Origin of the sequence: Rhodococcus sp. SORGH_AS_0303 (genome assembly GCF_030819335.1) — a bacterium.
Taxonomy (GTDB): Bacteria; Actinomycetota; Actinomycetes; order Mycobacteriales; family Mycobacteriaceae; genus Rhodococcoides.
Map to the genome: position 1 here is coordinate 3,500,408 of NZ_JAUTBO010000001.1, position 26,957 is coordinate 3,527,364.

Sequence of the window (26,957 nt, forward strand, 5' to 3'; positions counted from 1 at the left end):
GTCACTCCCCGCGCCACTCGCGCTCGAACGGCAGCCGCCACGCGTCGGGCGCGACCAGACTGTGGATCGCGTTGGGACCCCACGATCCCGGCGCGTAGGACCGGACGGGCGGCGGGTCCTCGAGCAGCGGTGCCGAGACCTCCCACAGCCGCTCGATGCCCTCGGACGTGGTGAACAGCGTGTGATCCCCGTGCATCGCATCGAGGATCAGCCGCTCGTACGCCTCCAGAACGTCTGCGGCACTCTCCGTCTCGTGCAGCGCGAACTGCATGCTGAGCTTGTCCAGGCGCATGCCCGGGCCCGGCCGCTTACCGTAGAAGGAGAGCGACACCTTCGACGAGTCGGTGAGGTCGAAGGTCAGGTGGTCCGGCCCCTGGGCGCCGACGCCGGAGCCCGCCGGGAACATCGACTTGGGCGGCTCCCGGAACGCGATCGAGATGATGCGCTGCCCCTCGGCCAGCTTCTTGCCGGTCCGGAGATAGAACGGCACACCCGCCCACCGCCAGTTGTCGATGTGGCACTTCAGGGCGACGAAGGTGTCGGTGTCCGAGTCGGGGGCGATGTCCTTCTCGCTGCGGTAGCCGGAGTACTGGCCGCGCACGACGTTCCGCGGATCGAGGGGAAGCATGGAGCGGAAGACCTTGTTCTTCTCCTCCTTGATCGCCTCGGGTTCCAGCGCGGTGGGCGGTTCCATGGCCGTGAAGGCCAGTACCTGGAACAGGTGGGTCACCACCATGTCCTTGAAGGCACCCGTCGACTCGTAGAAGCCGGCGCGGCCGTCCAGTCCGAGAGTCTCGGGCACGTCGATCTGCACGTGTTGGATGAACGTGCGGTTCCAGATCGGCTCGAAGAGACCGTTGGCGAAGCGGAACGCGAGGATGTTCTGCGCCGGCTCCTTGCCGAGGAAGTGGTCGATGCGAAAGATCTGCTCCTCGGCGAAGGTCTCGTGCACAGCCGCGTTGAGCGCGACGGCGCTGGCGAGATCGGTGCCGAACGGCTTCTCCATGATGATGCGGGCCCGCTCGACGAGCGTCGCCTCGGAGAGCATGTCGATGACGGCGAGCGCCGCGGACGGCGGTACCGACAGATAGTGCAGCCGCTGCACGCCGTCCCCGAGTTCCTTCTCCGCCGCTGCCACCGCGTCCGACAACGCCTGCGGGCCGGCGGTCTGGGGCACGTAGGTCAGGCGAGTCGCGAAGCGATCCCACTCGTCCTCCGTCGGTGTGCGCGTGGAGAACTGCTCGATCGCCTCCTTCGCCATCGCCCGGAACTCGTCCGACGTCATCTCCTGCAACGACGTACCGACGACGCGCATCCGCGGCGCCAGTTCGGACAGGACGAGGTGCATCATCCCCGAGAGCAGCTTGCGTTTGGCCAGGTCTCCGGTGGCACCGAAGAGGACGACCACCTGGGGCGGCAACGCGTCCGGGACGGAGGATCGGCGGCGAGTCGTGGTCATGCCCGCGATGCTTCCATCGAACCCGCACTCCCGCTCGGCGGGGGTGAGCGCCGCGCACGCGCTACCGTGGTGGTCAGCGCCGTGTCGTCGCGCTGCCCGATTCCGCACCTTACGGAGCACCTGCATGTCGTCCCGTCCTGCCCTTCTCCGCACCGTTCTCCTGGCGTGCCTCGCGTTCGTGATGCTGCTGGCCTCGGCCTGCACCATCGGATCGAGTGACGGCGGCTCGGGAGGTGATTCCGGCGGCGCGCCGGAGACGACGCAGGCCGCACCCGCGCCGACCCTCGCCCTCGACCCGCCGGACGGCGCGGCCGACGTCAACCCGCTCGCGCCGGTGAGCGTGACGGCGTCGAACGGCACCATCACCGCGGTGCGGATGACGAACGCGGACGGTGTCGTCGTCGACGGGGTCGTGACACCCGACGGATCCACCTGGAAGCCGGCCACCACGCTCGGCTACGGGAAGCAGTACTCACTGGAGATCGACACCGAGGCGACCGACGGCGCCGCGCACGAGCAGACGAGCACGTTCACGACCGTGGAGCCGGACAACTACACGCTGCCGTCCTTCGTGACATCGGGCGGCAACCTGCTCACGGACGGGGGCACCTTCGGCGTCGGCATCGTCGCGGTGGTGCACTTCGACGAGCCCATCGGTGACCGCGCCGCCGCCGAGCGCACGCTGTCCGTCCAGACCACGCCCGCCGTGACCGGATCCTGGTACTGGGCCGACGACCAGAACGTCCACTGGCGGCCGGAGAACTACTACACGCCCGGAACCGCGGTGACCATCTCCGCGAAGGTGTACGGCGTCGAGGTCGGTGAGGGCCTCTTCGGACAGGAGGACGTCACCACGTCGTTCACCATCGGCGACTCGCACGTCTCCGTCGCCGACGACGACACCAAGCAGGTAGAGGTGTACGAGAACGGCACGCTCGTGCGCACCATGCCCACGTCGATGGGCATGGGCGGCAGCGAGACCGTCGGTGGCCAGACGTTGACGTTCTGGACTCAGCCCGGCGTCTACACCGTGCTGGACAAGGCGAACCCGGTGATCATGGACTCCTCGACGTACGGGCTGCCGGTGAACTCGCGCCTCGGGTACAAGGAGTCGATCAACTACGCGACGCGCATCAGCAACGACGGCATCTACCTGCACGAACTCGAGGACACCGTGTGGGCGCAGGGCAACACCAACGTCTCGCACGGCTGCCTCAACCTGAGCCGGGCCAACGCGTCCTGGTTCTACGACTTCTCGGTGCCCGGCGACGTCGTCGAGGTGCGCGACACCGGCGGTGCACCGCTGCAGCAGTGGCAGAACGGTGACTGGAGCGTCCCGTGGTCCGAGTGGCTCGCCGGGAGTGCGCTGGCCTGATCCGCTCGCGGTCGTCACCACCCCGCGCGCACCTTTACACTGTACGGAGACGCGCGAGGAAGGTTCATCAGGAATGCCGGGGACGACGACAGCACACAGCGCATGACGGGTGTGCTCGCATGATGCACGTGGTCGCGTGACGACCCGCGACGAGCTGTTCCCCGGCACGGACGCCACCTCGACCGCCCATCGCGAGTTCGACTGGTCGACGACGTCACTCGGACCGGTCGAGAACTGGCCGGACGCACTGGTGACCGCCATCCGCACGCTGTTCCCGTCCGAGGTGGGACAGCTCGTGTGGTGGGGCGAGGATCTGGTCCAGCTCTTCAACCACGCCTACACCCCGATGGCAGGCGACCTGTTTCCCGAGGCCGTGGGCCAGCGCGCCGCGGACTGCTGGCGCGTCGGCTGGGAGCAGCTCGGCCCGTTGGCGCACGACGCCCTGCGCGGCACCGCCGTCCATCGCACCCGTCAGCGCGTCCTGCTGGACCGTTTCGGCTACCTCGAGGAGACGTTCTTCACGTTCTCCTACAGCCCGATCCTCGGTTCCGGCGACACGGTGAACGGGGTCTTCGTCGCCACCACCGACGTGACCCAGCAGGTGCTGGCGGAGCGCCGCATGTCGGTGCTGCACGAGCTGGGCTCGATCTCCGTGGCCCCCCGCGACATCGACGACGTCTGCCGGGCGTCACTGGACCTGCTCGCCGGCAACGAGGCCGACGTGCCGTTCGCGTCCATCCACCTCCGCACCACCCACGACGCGGAACTCGGCGAGATCCGTCCCGTCGCCTCGACGTCCACGACGCTCCCCGGTCGGCCGCACACCGCCACGACCGTCGATCGCGGCGTGATCGATCGCGTCAGCACGAGCGGTGTCGGCGAGATCGTGGGCACGACCGCCGTCGTGCTCCCCCTGCACGCGTCGTCGGGCCGACCCGTCGGCGTTCTCGTGGCCGGCATCAGCGCGTTGCGGCGCTTCGACGAGCCGTACCGCGTGTTCCTCGATCTGGTGGCCGGACGCATCTCGACGGCGCTGACGGATGCGTACTCGTATGCGGCAGAACGCCGCCGGGCTCGCGACCTGGAAGAGCTGGATGCTGCCAAGACCCGGTTCTTCGAGAACGTCAGCCACGAGTTCCGCACCCCGCTGACACTGCTCCTGGGTCCGTTGGGCGACGTGGTGGACGACCAGGAGAACCCACTGCCGCCGCACCGGGTGCGATCGCTGCAGACCGCGCGGCGCGCGGCACTGCGACTGCAGCGACTGGTGGACACCCTGCTCGACGTCGCCCGCGGCGATGCCGACGGATTCGTCGTGTCTCTCGAACCGACCGACATCGTCTCGCTCACCACGGACTGCGCCTCGATGTTCCGCGACGCGACGGCGCGGGCCGGCGTGGAACTGCACCTCGCACTCGACGGCATCACCCACCGCTTCGCCGAGATGGACCGCACGATGTGGACTCACGTGGTGATGAACCTGGTGTCCAACGCGGTCAAGTTCACGACGGCGGGATCGGTGACCGTGAGCCTGCGAGACGACGCGGACACGGTGACGTTGACGGTCACGGACACGGGACCGGGTGTCCCCGAGGCCGACCGAGCGAAGATCTTCGACCGGTTCTATCAGGTCGCGGCCGCCGCCGGTCGCAGCCGCGAGGGGTCCGGCGTCGGACTCTCCCTGGTGCGCGACCTCGTGGCCGCCCTGCACGGCACCATCGACGTGAGCGACGGTCCGGACGGCACGGGATCCACGTTCACCGTGACGCTTCCCCGCACGGTGGCGTCCGCGCCGCCCGCCTCCGACGCCACCACACAGGAGGTCGCGGAAGCGTTGGGCGCCGGGTACATCGGTGAAGCCGACACCTGGCGACCGCTGGACGGCGTCCGGACCGATCCGACACCCGATCAGCGCCAGGTGGTGCTCGTCGAGGACAACGCCGACATGCGCGACTACCTCGTCGGACTGCTCCGCGAACAGAACTGGCACGTGACCATGTTCGCCGATGTCGACTCCGCGATGGCGCACGCCCGCGCCCACCCGCCGGACGTCATCGTCAGCGACATCATGCTGCCGGGACGCTCCGGTCTCTCGCTCGTCGACGAGGCGAGGTCCGACGGCCGGTTGGTGCGCGTCCCGATCGTGTTGCTCAGTGCACGTGCGGGATCCGAGTCGGTCGTCGAAGGCCTCCGCCTCGGTGCGGACGACTACGTGACCAAGCCGTTCCAGCCGGCGGAGCTCGTCGCACGTGTCCGGGTGCACCTGGAGCTCGCCCGGTTGCGGGAGCAGCTGCTCGGCAGCGCGCAACGCGAGGTGTCCTCGCTGCGCACGGCGCTCGACAGCCGCAGTGTCCTGAGTCAGGCAGTGGGCCTGCTGATGGTCACGCAGCGGATGTCGCCGGAGGCGGCCTTCGACCACATCGCGACGATGAGTCAGGCCGCCAACGTCAAGGCTCGGGTGATCGCGGAGCAACTGGTCCGCGACTTCGTGGAGGAGCTCGGGTCCGACCCCGTCGGATAGGCACAGCAGCGCAGGAGGTCTCGTCGCATGACGGAACGCAAGCCGTCGGACATCAGTGTCCAGACGTGGGTGGACCGGCAGATCGCGTCCGCTCAGGAGAACGGCGCCTTCGAGAACCTGCCGGGCCTCGGCAAGCCGATCCCGCCGTCGAGCACCGACGAGTTGTCCTGGGTGCGGGGGTATCTGAAGCGCGAGAACCTCTCGGGCGATGCTCTTCTGCCGACGCCGCTCCGCCTGCGCAAGGAGGTCGAGCGTCTCCCGGAGGCGCTGCGGGACGTACGGTCCGAGGACGCGGTCCGTGCGATCGTCAAGGATCTGAACGCGCGCATCATGGACTGGCTGCGGGCGCCCGTGGGACCTCAGGTACCCATCGGCCGCGTCGACGCCGACGAGGTGGTCGCGCAGTGGACCCGGGACCGGTCAGCGGCTCGGGCAGCGCTCGCGGCGAAGAAGGCATCGCTGCAACAGGCCGGTCTCATGACGTCGGACCCCGCGCCGCCAGCACGCGCAGCGTCACGGGCTCGACGACCCTGGCTGCGATGGGTCCGGCGACGGCCATGATCAGCACGTAGGCCGTGGCGAGTGCGGCCAGCTCGCTCTCCACGGCGCCGGCCGCGACGGCCAGACCCGCGATGACGATGGAGAACTCGCCGCGCGCGATCAGTGCTGCCCCGGCACGCATCCGGCCCAGCTGTCCCACGCCGATCTGCTTCGCGGCCCACGCGCCGGTGGCCACCTTGGTCACCGCAGTGATGACCGCGAGCAGCACCGCGTACCCGAGGACGGGCGGGATCGAGCGCGGGTCGGTGTTGAACCCGAACACGACGAAGAAGATGGCCGCGAACAGGTCACGCAAGGGCTCGAGCACCCGGGTGGCGGCCTGGGCGGTGGATCCCGAGATGGCGATCCCGAGCAGGAACGCCCCCACGGCCGCGGACACCTGCATCGCCGACGCGATTCCGGCCACCAGGAGGGCGAGCCCGAAGACTTTCAGCAGCACCACCTCTCGGTCCCGGCTGGCGACCACCTTCGACACCACCCACCCGTACCGCAGTGCGACGACCAGCACGACGGCGACGACCAACAGGGAGATCCCCACGGCCTCGGCGCCGCCGAGAATGCTGACGCCGCCGAGCACCGCGGTGAGGATCGGCAGATAGAGCGCCATCATGAGGTCCTCGAACACCAGGATGGACAGCACGACGGGCGTCTCGCGGTTGCCCAGTCGGCCCAGGTCACCGAGCACCTTGGCGACGATGCCGGACGACGAGATGTAGGTGACACCGCCGAGCACCAGGGCGCCGATCGGTCCCCAGCCGAGAATCAGCGCTGTCACCGCACCGGGCACGAAGTTCAGCACCAGGTCGACCAGGCCCGCGGTCCACGACCGTTGCAGCCCGGTGACCAGTTCGTTCGCGGTGTACTCGAGTCCGAGGAGCAGGAGCAGCAGCACCACGCCGATCTCGCTCGCGAGATGGGTGAAGTCGTCGATGCCGTCGAGCTCGACGATGCCGCCGTTGCCGAAGAACAACCCGGCGAGCAGATAGAACGGGATGGGGGACATGCCGATCCGCGAAGCGAGCCTGGCGAGCAACCCCAGCGCGAAGAAGACAGCGCCCAGCTCGGTCAGTCCGAGCGCAGTCTCTCCCACCCGTCAGCTACCGAGGATCTTCGCTGCGTGATCGAGACCGTCGCTCGTTCCGACGACGACGAGCAGGTCGCCCGAGACGAGGGTGAAGTTCGGCGGCGGCGACGGCTGGACCTGCCCCGCCCGCATGACCGCCACGATGGACACACCGGTCTTGGTCCGCATGGCGGTGTCGCCGAGAAGTCGGCCGTCGAAGCGGGATCCCTCGTGGATCGGCAACTGCCGGGTCCGGATACCGGGGAGGTCGCGGTGCTCCTCCCCCAGCTGCGCGACGAGTTGCGGCGTGCCCAGCAGGTTGCCGAGCGCCGCCGCCTCCTCGTTCGTCAGCGTGATCGACGCCTGCGTCGAGTCCGGGTCCTCCTTCTTCGACACGATCAGCTCGTTCGTGCCGTCCTTGCGCGTGATGACCCCGATGCGTCGCCCCGTGGACAGCGCGAAATCCTTGCGTACCCCGATGCCGGGAAGCAGGGTGACGTCGACGTTCATGCGGCGATGCTAGCCCCTCAGGTCAGTCGTGACGGGTCCAACAGTCCCGTCTGCACCGCCTTCACCAGCCGACGCGGCACCCGGTGCGTCACGCCGCCGACGGTGACGGACACCAGATCCGGCGGCGTCGCCTTCCACTGCGAGCGTCGACTGCGCGTGTTCGAGCGGGACATCTTCCTCTTGGGAACAGCCACGGGTCAGGCCTTTCTCGTGCGGGTGCCGTAGCGACGCTCGAACTTCTCGACGCGTCCCTGCGTGTCCATCACCCGCGCCGCGCCGGTCCAGAACGGGTGCGACTCGTTGGTGACGTCGACGACCACCAGCGGATATGTGCGACCGTCCGAGTACTCGACGGTGCGATCGCTGGTGACGGTCGACCTCGTCAGGAACATCGATCCCGTCCCGGAGTCCTGGAATACGACCGGATGGTAGTCCGGATGTACGTTCTTCTTCACTGTGCAGCCCGTCTGTCGTCGTCCGCCCCGACGGCGGAACTGTCTGTCTCGCAGGGATCTTCGTGGTACTGCCCGAAAGGGTCGGCCCACTCGGCCCAGAGCTCGGGAGTCTCGAGCTCGTCCGGCGTGAGCAGCGCGTCGGACAGCGCCGCGTACACGTGCTCGGGATCTGCCTCGTGCACCAGCACCACCAGCGACTGCGCGCGGTCCCCGTACTCCTCGTCCCATGCGAGTGCGGCGAGAGCGCGGCGGGCGGTGGGCGCCTCCTCGTAGTCGTCCGGTGCCATGGCCGCGAGCCACGAGCCCGCGGAGGCAACCCGGAGCCCACCGCCGGCGGACTCGAGCCACAGCACGGCGTCGGGTTGCGTGGCCACCCACAGCCGACCGCGGGTGGCGACGACACCGTCGAGGAGAACATCGATCGCGTCGTGCAGCCGGCCCGGGTGGAACGGCCGTCGGTCCGTGAACTCGACCAGGGTGACGCCGCACTCCGCCGACAGCGGCGGCTGCCCGTCGAGCAGTGGCGCGTGGGCGTCGTCGACGAGTCCTCGCCGCGCCGTCGCCGGAACGCGGGCCAGCAGGTCTCGCGGACGTTCGCCCGGCAGGATCCAGACCCGCGGCGCGCGTGGTGCGAGCCGCGCCAGTACCGCGTCTAGGCGCGCGGCGTCCCACCGATCGACTCCGGTGTCCGCGACGACCAGCAGATCGGACCCTCGAACGGTGCCGACGGCGACCTGCGCGACGGTGCGGTCGTCGAGAAGATCCACGACCTGACCGCCGTCGGGCCCGGGCGGGAACGCCCGTTCGCCGACGAGCTCGTCGCCGGTGGCGTCGGACAACCAGGTCGCGCCGTCGACGCAGCCGACGACCGCCTCGATGCGCACGTCTCGCGACGCCGTGGCGTCCACCCGGCCGACCATGCCGGTGACGACGGTGTTCTCGATCGCCCAGCAGATCGCCTCGACCTCCAGCGAGGGATCGACCCGGACGACGATGCGTCGCACGGACGAGTCCGCGGAGACCGATCGCAGCAGGGGGAGCAGATCCTCCCGCAGCAGGCAGGAGACGCAGCACCCGAGACCCGCCAGGTCGACGACCCGGGTGGTCGGCGTGGCGTCGTCGTCCACCCGGACCGTCCGCCGCCGCACGACACCGACGGTGGCGTCGGAGAGGTCGTGGTGCAGGACGATCGTGCCCGGCTCCTGGAACGTCGCGCTCACCGCGGCGCCGAGATCCTCCGGCCCGCACACCACGACCAGGGGCGTTCTCCTGTCGGGCGCCTCGAGGTTCTCCATCGGCACTGCACGTCCTTTCGGTTCTTCGATTTGTCGACAACGATTGTCAGTTACCGGCGTCCGAGCGTACAGTTCCGATACAGCGCTTGTCGACAACTGTTGTCGATAAAGTCACCGGTCACCAGTCGACAGAGAGGAAGGGTTCGCGATGTCCGCGCACTGCGACGTCACAGGACGGGTCCCGAGCTTCGGGAAGTCCGTCTCGCACTCCCACCACCGCACGAGTCGGAGGTGGAACCCCAACGTGCAGCACAAGACCTACTTCGTACCGAGCCTCGGCCGACGAGTGCGGCTGACGGTCTCGGCGAAGGGGATCAAGACCATCGACCGCGACGGCATCGACTCCGTCGTCACGCGGCTCGTCGCGGCCGGAAAGAAGTTCTGACATGGCGAGCAAGAGCACCGACGTCCGGCCGATCGTGAAACTGACGTCGACCGCCGGCACCGGCCACACGTACGTCACCCGGAAGAACCGGCGCAACGATCCCGACCGACTGGTCCTGCGCAAGTACGACCCCGTCGTGCGTCGACACGTCGATTTCCGGGAGGAACGCTGATGGCCAAGAAGTCGAAGATCGCCCGCAACACCCAGCGGGCCGAGATCGTCGCCCGCCACGCGGCACGTCGCCACGAGCTGAAAGAGCTGATCCGGAGGCCCTCGACGAGCGACGAGGACCGGTTCGCGGCGCAGCGGGCTCTCCAGCGTCTACCGCGCGATGCGAGTCCGGTAAGATTGCGCAATCGAGACGCTGCGGACGGTCGCCCGCGCGGGTACCTCCGGAAATTCGGACTCTCCCGCATCGGCGTTCGAGAGAGAGCACATCGCGGGGAACTTCCCGGCGTCCACAAGAGCAGTTGGTGAGATGGAGAACTCATGGCAGTGAAGAGGGGCCCGTCCAAGAAGGATCGGGTCGAGAAGGATCGCAAGCCCAAGAAGAACCCGCTCATCGCGGCGGGCATCACCGAGGTCGACTACAAGGACGTGAACCTGCTGCGTCAGTTCATCTCCGATCGCGGCAAGATCCGTAGCCGCCGTGTCACCGGGCTGACCCCCCAGCAGCAGCGTCAGGTCGCCACCGCCGTGCGCAACGCACGCGAGATGGCGCTCCTTCCGTTCACCACCCGCTGAGTGTCGACCGGTAGGGGCTGACAGGCCCCCCGTGTCAGGAGTTCTCGCCGGATTCACCGTCATCTTCGTGGTCGTCTTCATCGGCTACGTCGTCGCCCGTACGGGCGTACTCGGTGAGTCCGGCGGACTCGTTCTGGGGCGGATGGTGTTCTTCGTCGCCACTCCGGCGCTGCTGTTCGACACCCTCGCCCGCGCCGACCTGTCGGTGATCTTCTCCCCCACACTCGCCATCACGGCCGTGGGGGCTCTGCTGGTCGGAGCTCTGTATCTGGTGATCGCCCTGACGATCACGAAGCGCACGGTCCCCGAGGCCACCATCGGGGCACTCGCCGCGTCCTACGTCAACGCGGCCAACCTCGGCATCCCCATCGCCGTGTACGTCCTGGGCGACGCCTCGTTCGTCGCGCCGCTGCTGCTCTTCCAGATCATGATCTACTCGCCGCTGGCCCTGACGATCCTGGACGTCTCGACGTCGTCGCGCGGCACCTCGCTGGTCGGTGTCGTGGCAGCCCCGTTCACCAACCCGATCGTCCTCGCCGGCCTCGCCGGACTGGCGCTCGCCGTGACGGGTCTGAGCCTGCCGGACCCCGTGATGCAGCCGTTCGCACTGCTCGGCGGCGCCAGCGTTCCCGGCGCCCTTCTCGCCTTCGGCATGTCGTTGCAGGGCGTACGCGTGCTCGAGCGGGGAGCCGGACCGCGCCGCGACGTCGCGCTGGCGACCTTTCTCAAGATGGCCGTGCTGCCCGTCCTCACCTACGTCCTGGCGCGGTGGGTGTGGCGCATCGACGGCCACGACCTCTTCGCCGTGGTGGTCATCGCAGCGCTTCCCACCGCGCAGAACGTGTTCATCTACGCCACCCGCTACGGCCGCGGAACCGTGCTGGCACGCGACACCGCGTTCGTCACGACGCTGGTGTCCGTTCCCGTCATCGCCCTCGTCGCCGCGCTGCTCGCGTGACCGTGGGAGCGAGCTCGGCCGGGCCCGCGCGCGGCCGCGCTACCGTGGAGGTCATGAGGTCGTTCGCCCTGGGGCTGCTGTTGTGTGTCGCACTCGGCGGATGCGGCTCCTCCGACCCCGGCGACGCCGGCGACCTCGAGACCGGCGCGGCGTCCCCCACCGACCTCGTGCCCGTCCCCGGCTCACCGCCGGTTCCCCACGAGGTGGCCGCGGACCAGGTGGGCACCGAGTTCACACCCGGCGCGTCGCTGGTGATGGCGCAGTCCACGCCGTTCGAGGCGTGGACCGCGCTGCCGGGCAACCGGATCGCGGTGCACTTCGTCACCGGCACTCCCGAGTGCTACGGCGCCGACGCGACCGTGGAGGAGACCGAGGAGACGGTGGTGGTCACCGTCCGGACCGGCACCCTCGAATCCGCGAAGGACAAGTCCTGCATCATGATCGCCGTGTACGGGACCATGGAGCTGCAGCTCGCGGCCCCGGTGGGCACCCGCACGGTGCTCAACGGGACCTGAGCCGGCTCAGCGCTTCCTGCGGGCGCTCAGATAGTCGCTCACCACCGCGGCACCGAGTCCGTCCAGATCGGGTGCGACGACCCGCCCGCCCACGCGCTGGGCCATCCGGTCCACGACGCGGGCCAGTCCGGGGTCGTCTCCCAGCCGGAAGATCGTCACCTGCGCACCGATCTTCGCCAGGGTGTCGAGCTCCCTGACCGTCAACCCGAGGGTCCGCGGATGCGGCGGATAATCGAAGAAGGCGTGGCCGTCCGGTTCGAGATGGGCGGTCGGCTCGCCGTCCGTGACGATGAGCACCACGGGGTGGGCGTTGGGATTGCGCCGCAGGTGCGCCGTGGCCAGCATCAGCGCGTGGTGCAGGTTGGTGCCCTGGTCCCACGCGCCGTCGAGCCCCGCCAGTTCCGACGGTGTGAGCGTCTGCGCGTGTCGTCCGAAACCGATCATCGTCAGATCGTCGCCGCGGAACCGCGTGCTGACGAGGTGATTCAACGCCAGCGCCGTCCGCTTCATCGGAACCCAGCGACCCTCCATCACCATGGAGAACGACGTGTCCACCAGCAGGGCCACCACGGCCTGTGACCGTTGCTCGGTCTCGCTGATCTCGACGTCGGTGACGGCCAGACGCACTCCGGTCTCGCCGTCTCCGCGAGGTTCCGTCGCGGTGCGCAGGACGGCGTTGGTCACCGTCCGGACGACGTCCCACGGCTCGGTGTCGCCGAACTCCCAGGCGCGCGACGCACCGGTGGGCTCGCCCATCGCGCCCGCTCGGCGGGTGTCACGCTCACCGCGGCGCGATGCCATGCCGCCCGCGACGTCCTTCAGAGCCGATTGTCCCAACTGCCGCATGGCCTTCGGGGACAGGCGCCACTGTCCGTCGGCCCCCTTGTCGAGGAAACCCTCCTGCTGCAACGCCTTCTCCAGGTCCGCCAACGTCCGCGCGTCCGCGGCCGCCTCCGGACCCAGTTGGCGCAGCAACGCATCGGCGTCGATGTCGTCGAGCGCCGCACCGTTGTACTGCTGCGAGAGCTGGTCCCCCAGCTCCTCGAGTTCGGCGATGTCCTGCAGCACACCGGTCCCGTCGCCGAGTCCCATGCCCTCCTGACCGCGGAACTTCTGGGCGGAGTCCCAGTCCTCCCCCGGCCGGGCCGACTGCAGATTCGCGTCGAGTCGCGACAGCTGGTCCATCAGGTCCTGGCTGCCGAAGGCCTGCTGCGCCAACGCGTCCAGCTCGGCACGCTGCTCCGCGGGAGAGCGAGTTCCGCAGCCTCTGCGCTGCCGCGGACCGCTCCGCGAGAGCATCGATCAGGTCGTCGATGGTCTCGGGATTCTCGGGGAAGAACTCACCGTGATCGCGCATGAACTTCTCGAACTGCTCGTCGGTGTTCTCCCCGCGCGCATGGGCGTCGAGCATGTCGTTGAGATCGGACAGCATCTCGGCGACCCGAGCACGGTCCTCCTCGGTGGCCCCCTCGAGTGCCTGCTTCATGCCCTTGAAGCGTTGATCGAGCACCTCGCGGCCGAGCAGATCCTTGATCTTCTCGTAGTTCTCCCGCGCCTCGCTGCTGCGCCAGTCGTAGTCGGCGAGCTCCTGCACTGCCTGCGCCGTCGACGGAGGCAGTTCGGCGATCTGCATCTCCTGGAAGCGGGCGTCGTCGTCCAGAGCACGGGCCAGGGTCTTGCGCTCCTCGAGGACCGCCTCGTCCAACAGCTCGCGCACCTCCTGCAGGGTGCCGTCGAGATTCTTGTTCTTCAGCAGTTCCCGCCGACGACGGTTCGCCCGCGCGGCGAGATCGTCCAGGCCGCGCATGTTCTTCGTCCCGCGACGCAACATCTCCTGCATCGCGCGGCGCGGCGACGCACCTTCGAGAACGTCCTGACCGATCGCGTCGAGCGCCTCCCGCAGATCGACGGGTGGTGCCAGCGGATCCGGACCGTCGACGTACGGCCCGTACCGGGAGTTGTGGCCCGCCATCAGCTGTACACCGTCTGCCCGTCGTCGCCGGTGTCCTTGCCGATGCGACGTGCGAGGTAGAGACCTTCGAGCGCGAGCTCGACGGCCGCGGCGCGCTCACCGTCGGAGGTCGCGCCCAGACGCTCGGCGATCTCGTCGATGACAGGAAGATCCGGCAACTCGTTCAGCAGCACCTTCGCGGTGACTCGATCACCGGTGATCACGGGCTCACCCTGCTCGACGGCCGTGACGAGAGGGCTAAGGTCGATACCGCCGAGCGAGTCCCGTGCGGTGTCGGCTGTGGCCCGCCGCAACAGGTGGTTCAGGACCTCGATCTCCCGTCCCTCCTCGCCCGACTCGAACTCCACCTTGCCCCGCAGGACGTCGACGATCGTCTGGGTGTCGACGGGACGGGCCACCGGATCGGACTCGCCCAGCACGGCGGCACGGTGCACGGCGGCCGCGCCGACGGTCTCGGCGGCGGCGACGGCGAACCGAGCCGAGACGCCGGAACGCTGGTCGACCGACGGCGATTCACGCAGCAGCCGGGTGAACCGCGCCAGCACCTCGAGCACGTGCGGCGGCACGACCGCGGTGAGGTCGGCCTCCTGCTCGATGACCGCGATCTCGTCGGTCAGCAGGATCGGATAGTGGGTGCGGATCTCGGCGCCGAACCGGTCCTTCAGCGGAGTGATGATCCGACCGCGGTTGGTGTAGTCCTCCGGGTTCGCACTCGCGACGAGGAGCACGTCGAGGGGCAACCGCACCGTGTAGCCACGGATCTGGATGTCGCGCTCCTCCATCACGTTGAGCAACGACACCTGGATGCGCTCGGCGAGGTCGGGCAGCTCGTTGATCGCCACGATTCCTCGGTGGGTACGCGGCACGAGGCCGAAGTGGATTGTCTCCGGATCGCCCAGGCTGCGGCCCTCGGCGACCTTCACGGGGTCGACGTCGCCGACGAGGTCGGCCACCGATGTGTCCGGGGTCGCCAACTTCTCCGAGTACCGCTCGGAGCGATGGCGCCAGGACACCGGCAGATCGTCGCCGAGTTCGGCTGCCCGGCGGATCGAGGCGGGGGTGATGGGGTCGTAGGGATGCTCACCGAGCTCGGAGCCGTCGATGACGGGCGTCCACTCGTCGAGCAGCGTGGCGAGGGTACGGAGCAGGCGGGTCTTGCCCTGCCCGCGCTCGCCGAGGAGAACGACGTCGTGCTGGGCGAGGAGTGCGCGTTCGATCTGCGGAAGGACGGTGTTCTCGAATCCGAGAATGCCGGGCCATGCGTCGCGGCCCTCGCGCAGGGCGTCGAGCAGGTTGTCGCGGAGTTCGTTCTTGACTGTCTTCTGGACGTGTCCCGACGCGCGGAGTTCACCGAGGGTGGTCGCGCGCGGGTGTGGATCTCGACTACTGGGAGACTGGGTCACCCTTCCAACGTACGAGCGTCGAGCCGTTTCGGCACGTGCACAGCTCGATCAGTGCCCCGACGGGTCCGTCAGGTCCTTGCCCTCGGCGTTCTTGACGCGCTTGCGTTCGAGCAGGATCACCGTCAGACCGGCGGCCCAGAGGATCACGGTGGCCGGGAACAGGATCATCACCCACCCCTCGAAACCGCCTCCTGCGGCAGTGAGCCCGAGACCCATGGCCCCGAGGCCCAGTGCGATGAGGAAGTAGCCGGGCCAGTTCCGGGCATCGGCGATGGCCTCGCCGGCGTGTGCGCGGAAGGTCCGCTCGTCGTCGCGAGGCTCGCGCTCCGAGCTGCCCTCCTTCATTCCGCCGTCCGGGTCGCCGTCACGGTGGTCCTGAGTCATGGCCCGCGTCTACCCTCGCCGAGAACAGACCAAACACGATGTGGCCTCCTGCCGGTAGCGTCGAGCGGTGACCGAGACCAGTGCATACGACTTCACCGCCACGACCATCGACGGCGAGCCCGTCGACCTCGCCGCCTACAAGGGCAAGCCGCTCCTCATCGTCAACACCGCCTCGCAGTGCGGATTCACGCCGCAGTACGAGGGCCTCGAGGTGCTGAACAAGACGTACGGGCCGCAGGGGCTGGTGGTTCTCGGCTTCCCGTGCGATCAGTTCGGGCACCAGGAGCCCGGCGACGCCGACGAGATCAAGAACTTCTGCTCGCTGCGGTACGACGTCACGTTCCCGATGCACGAGAAGATCGAGGTGAACGGCGACGGCGCGCACCCGCTCTACAAGTGGCTGCGCGACCAGAAGTCGGGCGTGCTGGGCAGCCGGATCAAGTGGAACTTCACCAAGTTCCTCATCGACGCCGACGGCAAGGTGGTCGACCGTTTCGGGCCGACCACCAAGCCGGAGAAGCTCGCGAAGCCCATCGAGAAGGTTCTCGCTAAGGGCTGAGCCCGGGGGGTCGAGGTTCGGGGGGTCGAAGTTCGGGGGGTCGAGGTTCGGGAGAGGTCAGTGCGCGAAGTGGCGTGACCCGGTCAGGTACATGGTCACGCCCGCCTCGCGCGCTGCCTCCACGACCTCGGTGTCGCGGATCGATCCGCCGGGCTGCACCACCGCCGCCACCCCCGCTGCGGCGAGGATCTGGAAGCCGTCGGGGAACGGGAAGAAGGCGTCCGACGCGGCCACGGCGCCCGTGGTGCGGTCGCCGGCGCGGCGCACGGCCAGTTCGGCGGAATCGACCCGATTGACCTGTCCCATGCCCACTCCCACGGACGCACCGTCCGCGGCGATGAGGATGGCGTTGGACTTGACGGCGCGGCACGCCTTCCAGGCGAACTCGAGGTCGGCCAGCACTGCCTCGTCGGCGGGCTCGCCCACGGCCAGGGTCCACCCCGACGGATCGTCGCCCGCGGCGTCGAGACGGTCACGGTCCTGCAGCAGCAGGCCGCCCGAGATCTGCTTGATCTCCGGCACCGCCGTCGGCGGCTCGCACACGAGGACGCGGATGTTCTTCTTGCGCTGCAGCACTCCCAGCGCGCCGTCGGCGTAGGACGGGGCGATGATGACCTCGGTGAAGATCTCGGCGACCTGCTCGGCCATCTCGACGGTGATCTCGCGGTTGGACGCGATGACGCCGCCGTACGCGCTCACCGGATCGCAGGCGTGCGCCTTGCGATGCGCCTCGGCGATGGAGCCGGACGCCGACACCGCGATGCCACACGGGTTGGCGTGCTTGATGATCGCCACGCACGGGAGATCGTGGTCGAACGCGGCACGCCAGGCGGCGTCACCGTCGGTGTAGTTGTTGTACGACATCTCCTTGCCGTGCACCTGCTCCGCCTGCGCGATGCCGGCGGGAGCGGACGGGTCGACGTACAGAGCGCCGGCCTGGTGCGGATTCTCGCCGTAGCGCAGAACCGAGGCGCGCTCGTAGGTCGCGCCCATCCATGCCGGGAAGTGCTCGGACTCGTCGGAACCGCCGGCGACGAGGACGTCGGTCATCCAGGACGCCACCGCGACGTCGTATGCTGCGGTGTGCTGGAACGCCGTGGCGGCCAGAGCGATTCGCTGCTCGAGCGTGAAGCCGCCACCCTGCACCGCGGTCAGCACGTCGGCGTAGCGAGCGGGATCCACCACGACCGCCACCGACGGATGGTTCTTCGCCGCGGCGCGGACCATGGACGGGCCACCGATGTCGATCTGCTCCACGCACTCGTCCGGACTCGCACCGGACGCCACCGTCTCGGTGAACGGGTAGAGGTTGACGATGACGAGCTCGAACGGAGCGACGCCCAACTCGTCGAGCTGCGCGAGGTGTTCCGGCTTGCGCGTGTCCGCCAGGACGCCGGCGTGCACGCGCGGATGCAGCGTCTTCACGCGGCCGTCCAGGGTCTCGGGGAAGCCGGTGAGGTCTTCGACCCGAGTCACCGGCACGCCCGCGGCGGCGATGCGCCCGGCGGTCGATCCGGTGGACACGATCTCCACCCCGGCGGCGTGAAGGCCCACGGCCAGCTCGTCCAGACCGGTCTTGTCGTAGACGCTGACGAGTGCGCGCGAGACGGCGCGCGTGTTCTCTGGGTTAGTCACTGGGGATCTGGGCCTTTCGTCCATCGGTGATGACTCCGCGTGTGGCGACGGCGGCGACCACGTCGATCAGCAGCCGTCGTTCGACGATCTTGATGCGCTCGTGCAGCGACTCCTCGGTGTCGCCGTCGAGCACCGGAACAGCTTCCTGCGCCACGATGGGCCCGGTGTCCACACCGTCGTCCACCAGGTGGACGGTGGACCCGCTGACCTTCACACCGTGGGCGAGGGCATCGGCCACCGCGTGCGCGCCCGGGAACGACGGCAGCAGTGCGGGGTGGGTGTTGACGATGCGGCCACCGAAGCGTGCGAGGAACACCGGCCCGAGGATCCGCATGAATCCCGCGCTCACGACGAGATCCGGTGACCAGGAGTCCACGACCTCGGTGAGGGCGGCATCCCACTCCGCACGCGAACCGTGGTCCGACACGGCCACTCGCCGGGACGGCAGCCCTGCGCTCTCGGCGCCGCACGGCCGATCCACCACCACGGCGACGACCTCGGCCGGGAACTCGGGAGCGGACGCGGCCTCGACCAACGATCCGAGCAGTGATCCGACCCCCGAGGCTAGGACGACGACGCGGGCCGGGAGGTCCCGCCCGGGTGTCGAACGCGGGGCAGACAGCGTGCTTCTCCTCAGCTGCTCGGGCGGGTCAGGTGCTTTGTCGGCGTGGGATCACGCCGACAGGAAGCCTAGACGGCCGCCATTCGCCTCCTCGATCGGCCTCGCTCGGGGAGGACGCGCGTCAGGGAGCGGTGTCGGTGCCGCCGGGCTTCTCGGGCTCGGCCGACTCGTCCGGCAGGTCGACGATCTCGGCGTCGACGACGTCCGCCTCCACGGCATCGTCTTCGGTCTCGACGGTGTCGGTGTCGGTGTCGGTGGTCTCGGCTTCGGTCTCGGCTTCCACGATGTCCGTGTCCGTCGGCGCGGCGTCCGGGGCTGCGGGGAGGGCGGCCGGCTCACCGAGCATCGATGTGCCCGCGGAGTCGTCGGATTCGCTCTCCTCGGCTTCGCTGTCCTCGTGCCATCCGTGGATGTCGTGGCGCCGCATCGACCAGGCGGTGACGGCCGCGGTGAGCGCGCCCACCACGAGGCACCACGCGAAGGTGGTGACGCCGAGGAGCGGCGCATCGACACCGAGATGGCCGAACGTTCCCACCGAGCCACCGGCGACGACGCCGATCAGGACGGCCGCCACGCTCACGCAGACCGCGGCGGCGGCGGCACTGCGCACCGCGTCCACCAGGGACGTCGTCGCACGAGCACACGCACGCCCGAGCACCACGGCGGCGAGTGCGGGGACGACGAGCATGACCGGCCACCACACCTGGGCCGACGATTCGGGCATGACTGCCAGCACCGGGACGGCAGGAAGCTGACCGCCGGTCGTCTCGGTGACGGAGACCATCGCCGCGCCCACGTGGGCGGACGACCCGGTGACGACCGACGACGCCGCCACCACGATGTTGGGCAGATACAGCACCGAGATCGCGGTCAGACCCAGCGCTCCGCCTATCCCGCCGCCGGACTCGAGCAGCGTGCCGAGCGTGGAGAAGGACAGCACGAGAGAGGCGGCGACGACGACGGCGCCACCGGCGAGCAGTACCGCGCCGGCACGCGCCGCGGGAGCGAAGGACGCTGCGAGCCACGGCGGCAGGACCACAGTGCGCATGAGTGAGGGCCAGGTACCGCGGATGCAGCCGATCGCCGCACCGATGCCGTGCACGAGGATGACCCACCCGAAGGTGGCGAGTGCGTTGGGCGTGCTCAGGGCGATGACGGTGGACGCGTCGTGAATCATCGCGAGCATCACCGCCGCCATCGCGAGCGGACCCGCGATCGCCGCGCCGACGACCCATCCGATGTCGCGACGGGTGGAGGCGTCGGTCAGTGGCCGCGCGACCGCCGACGACACCGCGTGCACCAGCACGAGAGTGGGCAGCAGCGGAAGGATCGACAACGTCGCACCGGCGATGCCCAGCGGCACCTGATGCACGGCCAGCCACGTGGCGGCCAACGCTCCGAACGTCCCCGTCAGGTCGCTGTTCGCGGAGACGAGCGTCACCAGCACCACGGCCGTGACGACGGCCAGGAGTAGCCCGACGGGCCGGAACGCCACGGTGAGCAGCATTCGAGCCTCGTCGGGACTCGGACCGAAACGGCCCCGCGTGTGCGGTTCGCGATCGAGTAGTGAGGTCATCACCGATCAGGTTCTCACCGTCGGCGCGGTGGAGAACCTAGGCGCGCCGACGACGTGGTTCAGCGGCGGTCGTCCGACCGATCGCCGAAGTCGAGTGCGCGGGTGGCTTCCGGTGCCTGCTGCTCGGGCGCCTGCTGCTCGGGTGCCTGTTGCTCGGGTGCCTGTTGCTCGGGTGCGTGCCCCTCCGTGCTCGGCTGCTGCGCGGACGACTGCTCACCGGTGGGAGGTGTCGCGGACTCCGCCGATGCGGCGTGCGCGGGGGCGGTGTCCGCGGCGGTCTGGCCGACCGGCTGCCCGTAGCGCTCGGTCGGGGCGCTGTAGGGCGATCCGTAGCCCTGCGGCTGGCCGTACCCTTGCTGACCGTAGGCGCCGGGCTGCGCCTGACCCTGCTGGCCGTATCCCTGCGGCTGCCCGTAACCCTGCGGCTGCCCGTAACCCTGCGGCTGCCCGTAACCCTGCGGCTGCCCGTATCCCTGCGGCTGCCCGTAGGCACCCGGCTGCCCGTAACCCTGCGGCTGGCCATAGCTCTGTGGCTGCCCGTAACCCTGCTGGCCATAGGCGCCCTGCTGGCCATATGCCTGTTGGCCGTATGCCTGTTGCCCGTAGTTCTGCTGGCCGGGACCCTGCTGTCCCGGGCCACCCGGCTGGCCGAACTGCTGCTGCTTCGGACGCGGCGCCGGAACCGTCACGACTCCCGAGTCGACGAGAAGCGCACCGACGGCCGCGGCCACCTGCACGATGGCCAGGATCAGCACCAGGATCGACCCGATGCCGATACCGACGCGGACGGTCTCACCGAAGGCGGTGAACGCCGCCCCGCGGTTCACCAGCTGGAAGATCAGCGTGAGCAACGCGGTGACGGACAGCGCCGCGACCAGTCCCCGCGACGTCGTCTGCCGCGGGAGGAGGCCCGCGGCCGTGACGAGCGCAGCGAGGAGGAGCAGCGCCACGGACGTCGGGTCGCCCAGCTCGCGTTCGAAGAAGTTGGAGGACTCACCGCCGAGCGCGAACTGCGCGGACAGACCGAGCAGGAACGCGAGGACACCGGTGCCGATGACGACGTACGACGCGATACGGGCGACCTGCGTCGTGCGCGCCGCGATCTGCTCGGTCGTGTTGTCGTCGGCGCCGGCCGCGTCCGCGTCGACGGACGGGGTCGCAGCGCCGTCAGTGCGGTCGATCGACGCTGAACGGTCGTCGACCTGCCCGGTCTCCGTGGACGGGTCTCCGAAGGTGGTCGTCCGCGGGTCCGTCCGGCCGTGGTCGTGGTCGGGTCCCCCTGGTGAGAAGGTCATCTCGATTCCTCTTCCTCGGTGCTGGTCGTCGGTCGGCCGCCGACTGCGGCGGCCGCGCCGCTCACCAACACTACGGACCCGCGGTGAGTGACTCCTCGCTCAGGCGACGCCGACGGGTTCGCGGTCACTCGCCCGCGCGGCCTCGATCTCCCGCACCAGCGGCAGAATCTTCGCTCCGAAGTACTCGATCTCCTCCTGGAAGTGCAGGAAACCGCCGAGGATGAGGTCCACGCCGCGGTCGCGGTAGTCGACGATGCGCGTCGCCACCTGTTCGGGCGTACCGATCAGCTGGGTCTTGAAGCCGTCGTTGTACTGCACGAGGTCCTCGAAGCTCGAGTCGGCCCACATGCCCTTCTTGTCCGACGTCGAACTGCCGGCCTGCTGCACGGCACCGCGGAACCCCTCGACTGCCGGCTTGTTCGCCTTCTCGATGATCTCGCGGAGGGTGTCCCTCGCCTCCTTCTCGGTGTCGCGGGCGATGATGAAGCCGTTGAGACCGAACTTCACCTCACGCTGATGGGCCCGTGCGACGCGCCGCACGTCGTCGATCTGCTCGGTGATGCCGTCGAAGTCCTTGCCGTTGGAGAAGTACCAGTCGGAGTACCGACCTGCGTTCTCCCGTGCCGCCGACGAATTACCACCCTGGAACAGTTCGGGATTGGGACGCGCGGGCGTGTTGAGCGGTTTCGGCTTGAGCGTGAAGTCGTGGATGCGGTAGAAGTCGCCGCGGAAATCGACGTCGTCCTCGGTCCAGATCTTCCGCAGCACCTGCAGGAATTCGGCGCTGCGTCGGTAACGCTCGTCGTGTTCGAGCCAGGGCTCACCGAGATGCGTGAATTCGTCCTTGAACCATCCACTCACCACATTGACGGCGAAGCGTCCGTTGGAGAGATGGTCCGCTGTCGCACCGAGTTTCGCGAGCACGGCCGGTTGCCAGAGCCCGGGATGCACGGCAGCGATGACCTTGAGGCGCTCGGTCGCGAGGAGCAGTCCCAGACTGAAACTCGTGGACTCGTGTTGAAACTCGGCTCCGTAGCTGGCCTCGTACCGGACCTGGCTCAGCGCGTACTCGAACCCGTTGTTCTCCGCCGTCTGCGCGAGCTTCTTGTTGTACTCGAACTCCCAGCTGGTGCGTTGCTCGATGTCGCTGGTGACGAGGCCACCACTGACGTTGGGCACCCAGTAGGCGAACTTCACTTCGTCGGCGATCTTCTCTGTACTCATGCAGTCCTCGGTTCGATAATAGTGCGCGACATATGATTTCAGGAGTACCAGGTGGGCTGGGGCAACTCGCCGGTGAGCACGTGGCGGCCGACCTCGCGGCGCTTGTAGGCCACCGGATCGTGCAACGTGTGCGTGCGCACGTTGCGCCAGAAACGGTCGAATCCGTGACTCGACGCGGTGGCGCGGGCGCCGAGCCCCTCGAAGATGCCCGACGTGATCTCCAGGGCGACCTCCGTGGCGCGTGCCTTCGCCGCGGCGACGCGCACCTCGTGCTCGCCGCGCTCGTGCTCGGTGACGGTCCAGGCGTTCTCGTGGATCCGCTGCTGCTCCGCGGCCACGGCGTCCGCGAGAGCCTCTGCGGCCCAGAGCTTCGCGGTCAGGTCTCCGTACAGGTCGATGATGTAGGGCTCGTCGAGCGCGTTGTCCACGGTGCTGTGCAGCCACGCTCGCGTGGTGGTGCGCGTGTAGTCGGCAGCGGTCTCGAGGGCTCCGCGTGCGATGCCGAGGTAGAAGTTGACGAACACCAGCTGGATGATCGGGACGTTGAGGGTGTTGTAGACCCGCGGCTCGAACGCCTTGTTCGCGAATCCGGCGGCCGAGCTCCAGTCGGTGCGGACGTGATCGATGGTGACACTGCCACTCTCGGTGCGACGCTGACCGATGTTGTCCCAGTCGTCGTGGAACGTCAGGCCCTCGGAGTTCGACGGAACGATGGCGAAGACGTGGGTGTCGGTACCGGCGAGCACCCCCTCGAGCACGGTCACGTCGGAGACACGACTGCCCGTGGAGAACGTCTTGGCACCGTTGTAGACGATCGTGTCGCCCTCGTCGGTGATCTCGACGTCGTTGTCGCGCGGGTTGACCGCGCCGCCGAAGAACCAGGTGTTCTCGGTGGCGGCTTGTTCGACGGCAGCGATCTGCTCCTTCGTCCCGACCAGACGTGCCGCCCAGAACCACAGCAGGTGGTAGCCGAGCAGCTGTCCGATCGACCCGTCGGCGGCGGCCACGGCGCGGATCACCTGGTAGGCGGTCTCCCAGGTCTGCCCGCCACCACCGAACTCGGTCGGCCCGAGGATCGTGACCAGACCGGACTCCTTCAACAACGTCACCTCCTCGTGCGGCGCCTCGGTGGCGCGATCACGGGCGACGGCGTCGACGGCGAGGATCGCGGCCACCTCGTGGGCACGGTCGATCCATTCCGCGGACGTCGTGGGAGCGGTGGTCCAGCGCGGTTCGGTGGCGGCGCCGGCGGGGCGGGTGTCGGTGATCGTCATGCCCGGAAGTACATCGCCCGGGTCGATGCGGAACCACCGTTGCGCTCTGGGTGATTCGAACGGTTCGCTCACTCGCCGGGTGCGGTGAAGTAGTCGGTGCCGTGCGAGTCGCGGACATGGACGATCCCGTCCCGGAGCATGCGGTGGTGCCACTGCCGCCGGGTCTTCAGGCCGTGGTGCCGGCGGCACAGCGGCGTGAGGTTGCCGGTGACGGTCCATCCGCCTCTCCGGGGGTCGGTGTGGTCGAACGGGACGACGTGGTCGAGATCGCAGTCCTCGCTGGGCACAGCACATCCCGGGTGAACGCACGTCGAATACAGCGCTGTCACCAGCGACGCGATCGCTTCCGACGGCCGGTACGTCAACGCCCCGGCCGGGGGTACGGCGAATCCCCCATGTCCGTCGGGGTCGGCGACGGCACGGTCCACCGCCGATGGTGGGAGCGCGCGGAGGTACTCGGTGTCCTCCCGCACCGCCCGCGCTCGAACGCTGTCCATTCGCCCCGTGGTCGGTGTCCAGCCTGCCGGCATCCGCCGAGTACGTCGAACCTCTCGCCCGGCATCCGCGGCCTCGTGTTCCGGGCATCGGCAGCTGCACCCCACCCGCGGTTCCGCGACCTTCGCGGCGGTGATCATCGCCTGCCACGTCGCATCCCCGGCGATCCTCCGTGCCACGTCCGCAGGAACCGGACCCCAACCCATGAGATGCCCGGGTTCCCCCGCCAACCCCGCCGCCGTGGCCGCATCGAGCACGATCACCGCAGTGGCCTCGGTACGGGCGACCGTCTCCCGCTGTTCGCAGTCCTGGCCTGCACAGTCGCACGCGACAGCTCCGCCGGAGAGCACCGCGTGAGCTGCATCGAACAACCGTGCCGGCAGCGGCCGCGGATCCGTCGCGCACACCCCACGCGCCGCCGACACGATCGCCCGCCACATCGCCGCGACCTGCTCCGCCGGACCACGAATCGTCAGCTCGGCCTGACCGCGCGGGAGCTTCCGCACCGTTGCCGACCGCTCCCGCGTCGCCCGTTCACGCGCTTCCCGGTGCCACTGCGCGTCGAACTCCGCGACAATCCGGTCGACCGCCGCTGCCACCGCACCCGGAGTGCACCTCGACGCGGCAGCGATCACCCGCTGCAGCAGCGCTTCGGTGGCGTTCGGGATCCCGGCCACCGACCGGCACACCGTCCGGAACGCCGCATACGCCAACCGGCCCGCATCGAACGCTTCCTGCACCGCCGGACGGGCGGTGCGAATCAGGAACAGCCACTCGGTCACCGTGCGCGTCGACACCGACAACGCCGCCCGCGACCTCCGCCACCGCACAGATCTCAGCAGCCTCGGCGTCGAACACCCCACCCGGACCGAGCACCGCCGGCCGACGCGACGACTCCTGCACGTACGCACACGACGCCGACACGGTCCGGGCGAACGACGCCTGAGCGTCGACCTTCGCCGACACCACCACATCCACCGAAACCTCTGCGTCGTACACGAATTCACCCCCCGGTGATGCCCCGATCAGACCGCCCCCCGACGACCTGAACAGACAATAACCCACCCCACCGACACACTTTCGGGTCACGCCGTCGGATGCGCGCTCCAGCTCCTCGATCCGTTTCGGCCGTCGATACATGCGCGGACATTGAGCGCAGATCGCCTTTCCACCAACACATTCCGTGCCCGAGAACACGGCCGGTCGTACTGACCGGACACGTCGATCGAGCTCGAGGCGTCCCGATCGGCGGTCAACTGGATGGGGGTGAGTGTGTTTCGGCCAGGACTTTCGCGAGTTGGCTGATGCGTGTGCGGGCTGCGTCTGGGGCGAGGACCTCGATGTGGTCGCCGAATTGCAGCAGTTGACGCACCGACTCGATGTCGGGGTAGCCGACGACGACGATGCATGTTCCGTTCTCCGGATCGGATACATCGTGGATGCGTGTCCCGAGGATGCGCCGCGCCAAGTCGAGGCCGTGTTCCGGCAGGCGAAAGGTCACGCTCACATGACCTCGACCCTCGGTGCGGTCCTTCAACGCGGCCCATGTGGTGCGGAGGGTTTCTCCGGGTCGGAGAGAGACTGGCGCGTCGAGTTGTTCGAAAGCCGCGAGTCGGTCCAGAGAGAACAGTCGTCCATCTCCTCGGTGGTCGGCGACGAGGTACCAGCGGCCGGACTTCGCCACGATCCCGTACGGGTCGACCACACGTGTCGAGGCCTCACTCTCGGCGCTCCGCCGGTATCGGATTCGCAATCGGCGTCGGTCCTGCAGGGCCGATGCCAGATCGGCGACGTCGACCGCTGCTTCTGAATCGGCAAACCACGGGGTGCTGTCCACCAGCACGAGGTCCGCCAGTCGCAATGGGCTCGTGCCCGTGGATGTCGCGGCCTGGCGGGCGGCGATCTTGCGTGCTGCCGACTCCCACATCGCCGACAAGCCCATGCGCTCACGTTGCGTGCTGTCCAGACCCGCCAGAGAAAGGGCTTCCAACTCCGGTGGTTCCAGGTGGGACGCGTTGAGCCGCGCACCGGGGAGCAGGACGATTCCACCGCTGCGGCCACGTTCGGCGTACACAGGCACTCCTGCTGCCGAGAGCGCCTCGACGTCCCGCAGCACGGTCCGCCGCGATACTTCCAGACGCGCGGCCAGCTCCGTGGTGGTGATGCGTTGGCGGGTCTGCAGCAACAGCAAGAGGTGCAGCAATCGGGCGGCCTTCATGCGTCCGATCTTCGCAGAAAAGGTGACAGGTTCTGTCGTGATAGGCCGGTCCACTGTGGCGGTACCGAGAATTCACCGAGTCGAGGAGCTCCTGTGCCCGCACCGAACCTATTCCTGATCGGCGTCCGCGACGGCGAGACCGCTACCAGCTTCTACAGCGACCTGTTCGAGATCGAACCGACCTTCATCAGTCCCCACTATGTCGCTTTCCAGGTAGCCCCCGGCGTCTTGTTCGCGCTGTGGACCGGCTACAGCGAGCACCTGGCCCCGGACACTCCAGGCACGACCGAGGTCGGACTGATGGTCCCCGGGTCGGCGTCTGCCGTCGACGAGGTCTTCGCGAACTGGGTCTCGAAGGGAGTCCGTGTCGTCGACGAGCCGTACGACGCGGTCTTCGGCCGCACATTTGTGGTCAGCGACCCCGACGGCAACCTCATCAGGGTCTCGCCGATCGACTGA

At 68.7% G+C, this 26,957-nt stretch carries 27 protein-coding genes and 1 pseudogene; 11 read left to right on the top strand and 17 right to left on the bottom strand.

Features of this window, described 5'->3' with window-relative positions:
- Position 1 precedes the first annotated feature (1 nt).
- Positions 2-1,459 (bottom strand): glucose-6-phosphate dehydrogenase, encoded by a 1,458-nt coding sequence (gene zwf / locus QE449_RS16465; RefSeq protein WP_056447015.1) that lies wholly within the window; start codon positions 1,457-1,459, stop codon positions 2-4.
- A 124-nt stretch (positions 1,460-1,583) separates the two neighbouring features.
- Between zwf and QE449_RS16470 the strand changes: the two genes are divergently transcribed.
- From QE449_RS16470 to QE449_RS16480, 3 genes are all read left to right on the top strand, one after another.
- Complete coding sequence (locus QE449_RS16470) at positions 1,584-2,834, top strand: Ig-like domain-containing protein (RefSeq protein ID WP_307109172.1); 1,251 nt, start codon at positions 1,584-1,586, stop codon at positions 2,832-2,834.
- 136 nt (positions 2,835-2,970) lie between these two features.
- Positions 2,971-5,355, top strand: coding sequence for an ATP-binding protein (locus tag QE449_RS16475; protein ID WP_307109173.1), 2,385 nt, complete (start codon positions 2,971-2,973; stop codon positions 5,353-5,355).
- 27 nt (positions 5,356-5,382) lie between these two features.
- Positions 5,383-5,916 (top strand): DUF1992 domain-containing protein, encoded by a 534-nt coding sequence (locus tag QE449_RS16480; RefSeq protein ID WP_027504133.1) that lies wholly within the window; start codon positions 5,383-5,385, stop codon positions 5,914-5,916.
- Here QE449_RS16480 and QE449_RS16485 read toward each other — a convergent pair.
- Genes QE449_RS16485 through mrf form a run of 5 tightly spaced genes read right to left on the bottom strand, consistent with a single transcriptional unit; the run spans position 5,831 to position 9,239 of the window.
- Positions 5,831-7,006 carry a cation:proton antiporter gene (locus QE449_RS16485; protein ID WP_027504134.1) on the bottom strand — a complete coding sequence of 392 codons (1,176 nt, stop codon included), beginning with the start codon at positions 7,004-7,006 and terminating at the stop codon, positions 5,831-5,833. The two genes, QE449_RS16480 and QE449_RS16485, sit on opposite strands and share 86 nt — an antisense overlap.
- A 3-nt stretch (positions 7,007-7,009) precedes the next feature.
- Entirely contained in the window at positions 7,010-7,489 is a 480-nt protein-coding gene (locus QE449_RS16490) for a cation:proton antiporter regulatory subunit (protein WP_027504135.1), read from the bottom strand.
- Between the two features lie 17 nt (positions 7,490-7,506).
- Positions 7,507-7,683 (bottom strand): 50S ribosomal protein L32, encoded by a 177-nt coding sequence (rpmF, locus tag QE449_RS16495; protein WP_056447007.1) that lies wholly within the window; start codon positions 7,681-7,683, stop codon positions 7,507-7,509.
- A 3-nt stretch (positions 7,684-7,686) separates the two neighbouring features.
- Positions 7,687-7,944, bottom strand: coding sequence for a type B 50S ribosomal protein L31 (locus QE449_RS16500; RefSeq protein WP_027504137.1), 258 nt, complete (start codon positions 7,942-7,944; stop codon positions 7,687-7,689).
- On the bottom strand, positions 7,941-9,239 hold the full coding sequence (mrf, locus tag QE449_RS16505) for a ribosome hibernation factor-recruiting GTPase MRF (protein ID WP_056447005.1): 1,299 nt from the start codon (positions 9,237-9,239) through the stop codon (positions 7,941-7,943). Before mrf ends, QE449_RS16500 begins: the two co-directional genes overlap by 4 nt.
- 148 nt (positions 9,240-9,387) lie before the next feature.
- Between mrf and rpmB the strand changes: the two genes are divergently transcribed.
- The 6 genes from rpmB to QE449_RS16535 are packed head-to-tail and all read left to right on the top strand — an operon-like array spanning position 9,388 to position 11,841.
- Complete coding sequence (gene rpmB / locus QE449_RS16510; RefSeq protein ID WP_027504139.1) at positions 9,388-9,624, top strand: 50S ribosomal protein L28; 237 nt, start codon at positions 9,388-9,390, stop codon at positions 9,622-9,624.
- A gap of 1 nt (position 9,625) precedes the next feature.
- Positions 9,626-9,796 (top strand): 50S ribosomal protein L33, encoded by a 171-nt coding sequence (rpmG, locus tag QE449_RS16515; protein ID WP_027504140.1) that lies wholly within the window; start codon positions 9,626-9,628, stop codon positions 9,794-9,796.
- The gene (rpsN, locus tag QE449_RS16520; RefSeq protein WP_027504141.1) at positions 9,796-10,101 is read left to right on the top strand and encodes a 30S ribosomal protein S14; all 306 of its coding nucleotides are present in this window, start codon (positions 9,796-9,798) and stop codon (positions 10,099-10,101) included. Before rpmG ends, rpsN begins: the two co-directional genes overlap by 1 nt.
- Before the next feature lie 12 nt (positions 10,102-10,113).
- Complete coding sequence (gene rpsR, locus QE449_RS16525; protein WP_027504142.1) at positions 10,114-10,368, top strand: 30S ribosomal protein S18; 255 nt, start codon at positions 10,114-10,116, stop codon at positions 10,366-10,368.
- A 31-nt stretch (positions 10,369-10,399) separates the two neighbouring features.
- On the top strand, positions 10,400-11,326 hold the full coding sequence (locus tag QE449_RS16530) for an AEC family transporter (RefSeq protein ID WP_056447002.1): 927 nt from the start codon (positions 10,400-10,402) through the stop codon (positions 11,324-11,326).
- Positions 11,327-11,379: 53 nt separating this feature from the next.
- Positions 11,380-11,841: a hypothetical protein gene (locus QE449_RS16535; RefSeq protein ID WP_027504144.1), complete on the top strand. Its 462-nt coding sequence runs from the start codon at positions 11,380-11,382 to the stop codon at positions 11,839-11,841.
- 6 nt (positions 11,842-11,847) lie between these two features.
- On the opposite strand, the pseudogene QE449_RS16540 reads toward QE449_RS16535, so the two are convergent.
- From QE449_RS16540 to QE449_RS16550, 3 genes and pseudogenes are all read right to left on the bottom strand, one after another.
- Positions 11,848-13,813, bottom strand: a pseudogene (locus tag QE449_RS16540) (hypothetical protein).
- Positions 13,813-15,216 (bottom strand): sigma 54-interacting transcriptional regulator, encoded by a 1,404-nt coding sequence (locus QE449_RS16545; protein WP_204866402.1) that lies wholly within the window; start codon positions 15,214-15,216, stop codon positions 13,813-13,815. The pseudogene QE449_RS16540 and the gene QE449_RS16545 overlap by 1 nt, the downstream one beginning before the upstream one ends.
- Before the next feature lie 48 nt (positions 15,217-15,264).
- Positions 15,265-15,600: a hypothetical protein gene (locus tag QE449_RS16550; protein ID WP_081821049.1), complete on the bottom strand. Its 336-nt coding sequence runs from the start codon at positions 15,598-15,600 to the stop codon at positions 15,265-15,267.
- 67 nt (positions 15,601-15,667) lie between these two features.
- On the opposite strand from QE449_RS16550, the gene QE449_RS16555 reads away from it, so the two are divergent.
- Positions 15,668-16,159, top strand: a complete 492-nt coding sequence (locus QE449_RS16555; RefSeq protein ID WP_204866400.1) for a glutathione peroxidase — start codon at positions 15,668-15,670, stop codon at positions 16,157-16,159.
- A gap of 57 nt (positions 16,160-16,216) precedes the next feature.
- Here QE449_RS16555 and purH read toward each other — a convergent pair whose 3' ends face one another.
- The 8 genes from purH to QE449_RS16595 form a co-directional block, all read right to left on the bottom strand.
- Complete coding sequence (gene purH, locus QE449_RS16560) at positions 16,217-17,818, bottom strand: bifunctional phosphoribosylaminoimidazolecarboxamide formyltransferase/IMP cyclohydrolase (RefSeq protein WP_051612967.1); 1,602 nt, start codon at positions 17,816-17,818, stop codon at positions 16,217-16,219.
- Positions 17,787-18,431 carry a phosphoribosylglycinamide formyltransferase gene (purN, locus tag QE449_RS16565; protein ID WP_222629067.1) on the bottom strand — a complete coding sequence of 215 codons (645 nt, stop codon included), beginning with the start codon at positions 18,429-18,431 and terminating at the stop codon, positions 17,787-17,789. Before purN ends, purH begins: the two co-directional genes overlap by 32 nt.
- Positions 18,432-18,537: 106 nt before the next feature.
- Positions 18,538-19,992, bottom strand: coding sequence for a DUF6350 family protein (locus QE449_RS16570; protein WP_307109174.1), 1,455 nt, complete (start codon positions 19,990-19,992; stop codon positions 18,538-18,540).
- A gap of 59 nt (positions 19,993-20,051) precedes the next feature.
- Positions 20,052-21,287 (bottom strand): DUF5336 domain-containing protein, encoded by a 1,236-nt coding sequence (locus QE449_RS16575; RefSeq protein ID WP_307109175.1) that lies wholly within the window; start codon positions 21,285-21,287, stop codon positions 20,052-20,054.
- A 99-nt stretch (positions 21,288-21,386) separates the two neighbouring features.
- Positions 21,387-22,511: a dimethylsulfone monooxygenase SfnG gene (gene sfnG, locus QE449_RS16580; protein ID WP_307109176.1), complete on the bottom strand. Its 1,125-nt coding sequence runs from the start codon at positions 22,509-22,511 to the stop codon at positions 21,387-21,389.
- Between the two features lie 38 nt (positions 22,512-22,549).
- The gene (locus QE449_RS16585; RefSeq protein ID WP_056447522.1) at positions 22,550-23,785 is read right to left on the bottom strand and encodes an acyl-CoA dehydrogenase family protein; all 1,236 of its coding nucleotides are present in this window, start codon (positions 23,783-23,785) and stop codon (positions 22,550-22,552) included.
- Positions 23,786-23,853: 68 nt separating this feature from the next.
- Positions 23,854-25,254, bottom strand: a complete 1,401-nt coding sequence (locus QE449_RS16590) for an HNH endonuclease signature motif containing protein (RefSeq protein ID WP_307109177.1) — start codon at positions 25,252-25,254, stop codon at positions 23,854-23,856.
- Between the two features lie 278 nt (positions 25,255-25,532).
- Positions 25,533-26,498: a YafY family protein gene (locus QE449_RS16595; RefSeq protein ID WP_027504154.1), complete on the bottom strand. Its 966-nt coding sequence runs from the start codon at positions 26,496-26,498 to the stop codon at positions 25,533-25,535.
- Between the two features lie 93 nt (positions 26,499-26,591).
- On the opposite strand from QE449_RS16595, the gene QE449_RS16600 reads away from it, so the two are divergent.
- Positions 26,592-26,957, top strand: a complete 366-nt coding sequence (locus QE449_RS16600; protein WP_027504155.1) for a VOC family protein — start codon at positions 26,592-26,594, stop codon at positions 26,955-26,957.

Bases quoted from the DNA above. Each gene is read 5' to 3' on its own strand.
- QE449_RS16570 (WP_307109174.1), bottom strand. From the start codon at position 19,992: ATGACCTCACTACTCGATCGCGAACCGCACACGCGGGGCCGTTTCGGT.
- rpsR (WP_027504142.1), top strand. From the start codon at position 10,114: ATGGCAGTGAAGAGGGGCCCGTCCAAGAAGGATCGGGTCGAGAAGGAT.
- sfnG (WP_307109176.1), bottom strand. From the start codon at position 22,511: ATGAGTACAGAGAAGATCGCCGACGAAGTGAAGTTCGCCTACTGGGTG.
- QE449_RS16490 (WP_027504135.1), bottom strand. From the start codon at position 7,489: ATGAACGTCGACGTCACCCTGCTTCCCGGCATCGGGGTACGCAAGGAT.
- mrf (WP_056447005.1), bottom strand. From the start codon at position 9,239: ATGGAGAACCTCGAGGCGCCCGACAGGAGAACGCCCCTGGTCGTGGTG.
- QE449_RS16595 (WP_027504154.1), bottom strand. From the start codon at position 26,498: ATGAAGGCCGCCCGATTGCTGCACCTCTTGCTGTTGCTGCAGACCCGC.
- rpsN (WP_027504141.1), top strand. From the start codon at position 9,796: ATGGCCAAGAAGTCGAAGATCGCCCGCAACACCCAGCGGGCCGAGATC.
- rpmB (WP_027504139.1), top strand. From the start codon at position 9,388: ATGTCCGCGCACTGCGACGTCACAGGACGGGTCCCGAGCTTCGGGAAG.
- QE449_RS16585 (WP_056447522.1), bottom strand. From the start codon at position 23,785: ATGACGATCACCGACACCCGCCCCGCCGGCGCCGCCACCGAACCGCGC.
- QE449_RS16480 (WP_027504133.1), top strand. From the start codon at position 5,383: ATGACGGAACGCAAGCCGTCGGACATCAGTGTCCAGACGTGGGTGGAC.
- QE449_RS16575 (WP_307109175.1), bottom strand. From the start codon at position 21,287: ATGACCTTCTCACCAGGGGGACCCGACCACGACCACGGCCGGACGGAC.
- QE449_RS16590 (WP_307109177.1), bottom strand. From the start codon at position 25,254: ATGTGGTGGTGTCGGCGAAGGTCGACGCTCAGGCGTCGTTCGCCCGGA.
- QE449_RS16470 (WP_307109172.1), top strand. From the start codon at position 1,584: ATGTCGTCCCGTCCTGCCCTTCTCCGCACCGTTCTCCTGGCGTGCCTC.
- purH (WP_051612967.1), bottom strand. From the start codon at position 17,818: ATGGACGAAAGGCCCAGATCCCCAGTGACTAACCCAGAGAACACGCGC.
- zwf (WP_056447015.1), bottom strand. From the start codon at position 1,459: ATGACCACGACTCGCCGCCGATCCTCCGTCCCGGACGCGTTGCCGCCC.
- QE449_RS16550 (WP_081821049.1), bottom strand. From the start codon at position 15,600: ATGACTCAGGACCACCGTGACGGCGACCCGGACGGCGGAATGAAGGAG.
- rpmG (WP_027504140.1), top strand. From the start codon at position 9,626: ATGGCGAGCAAGAGCACCGACGTCCGGCCGATCGTGAAACTGACGTCG.
- QE449_RS16535 (WP_027504144.1), top strand. From the start codon at position 11,380: ATGAGGTCGTTCGCCCTGGGGCTGCTGTTGTGTGTCGCACTCGGCGGA.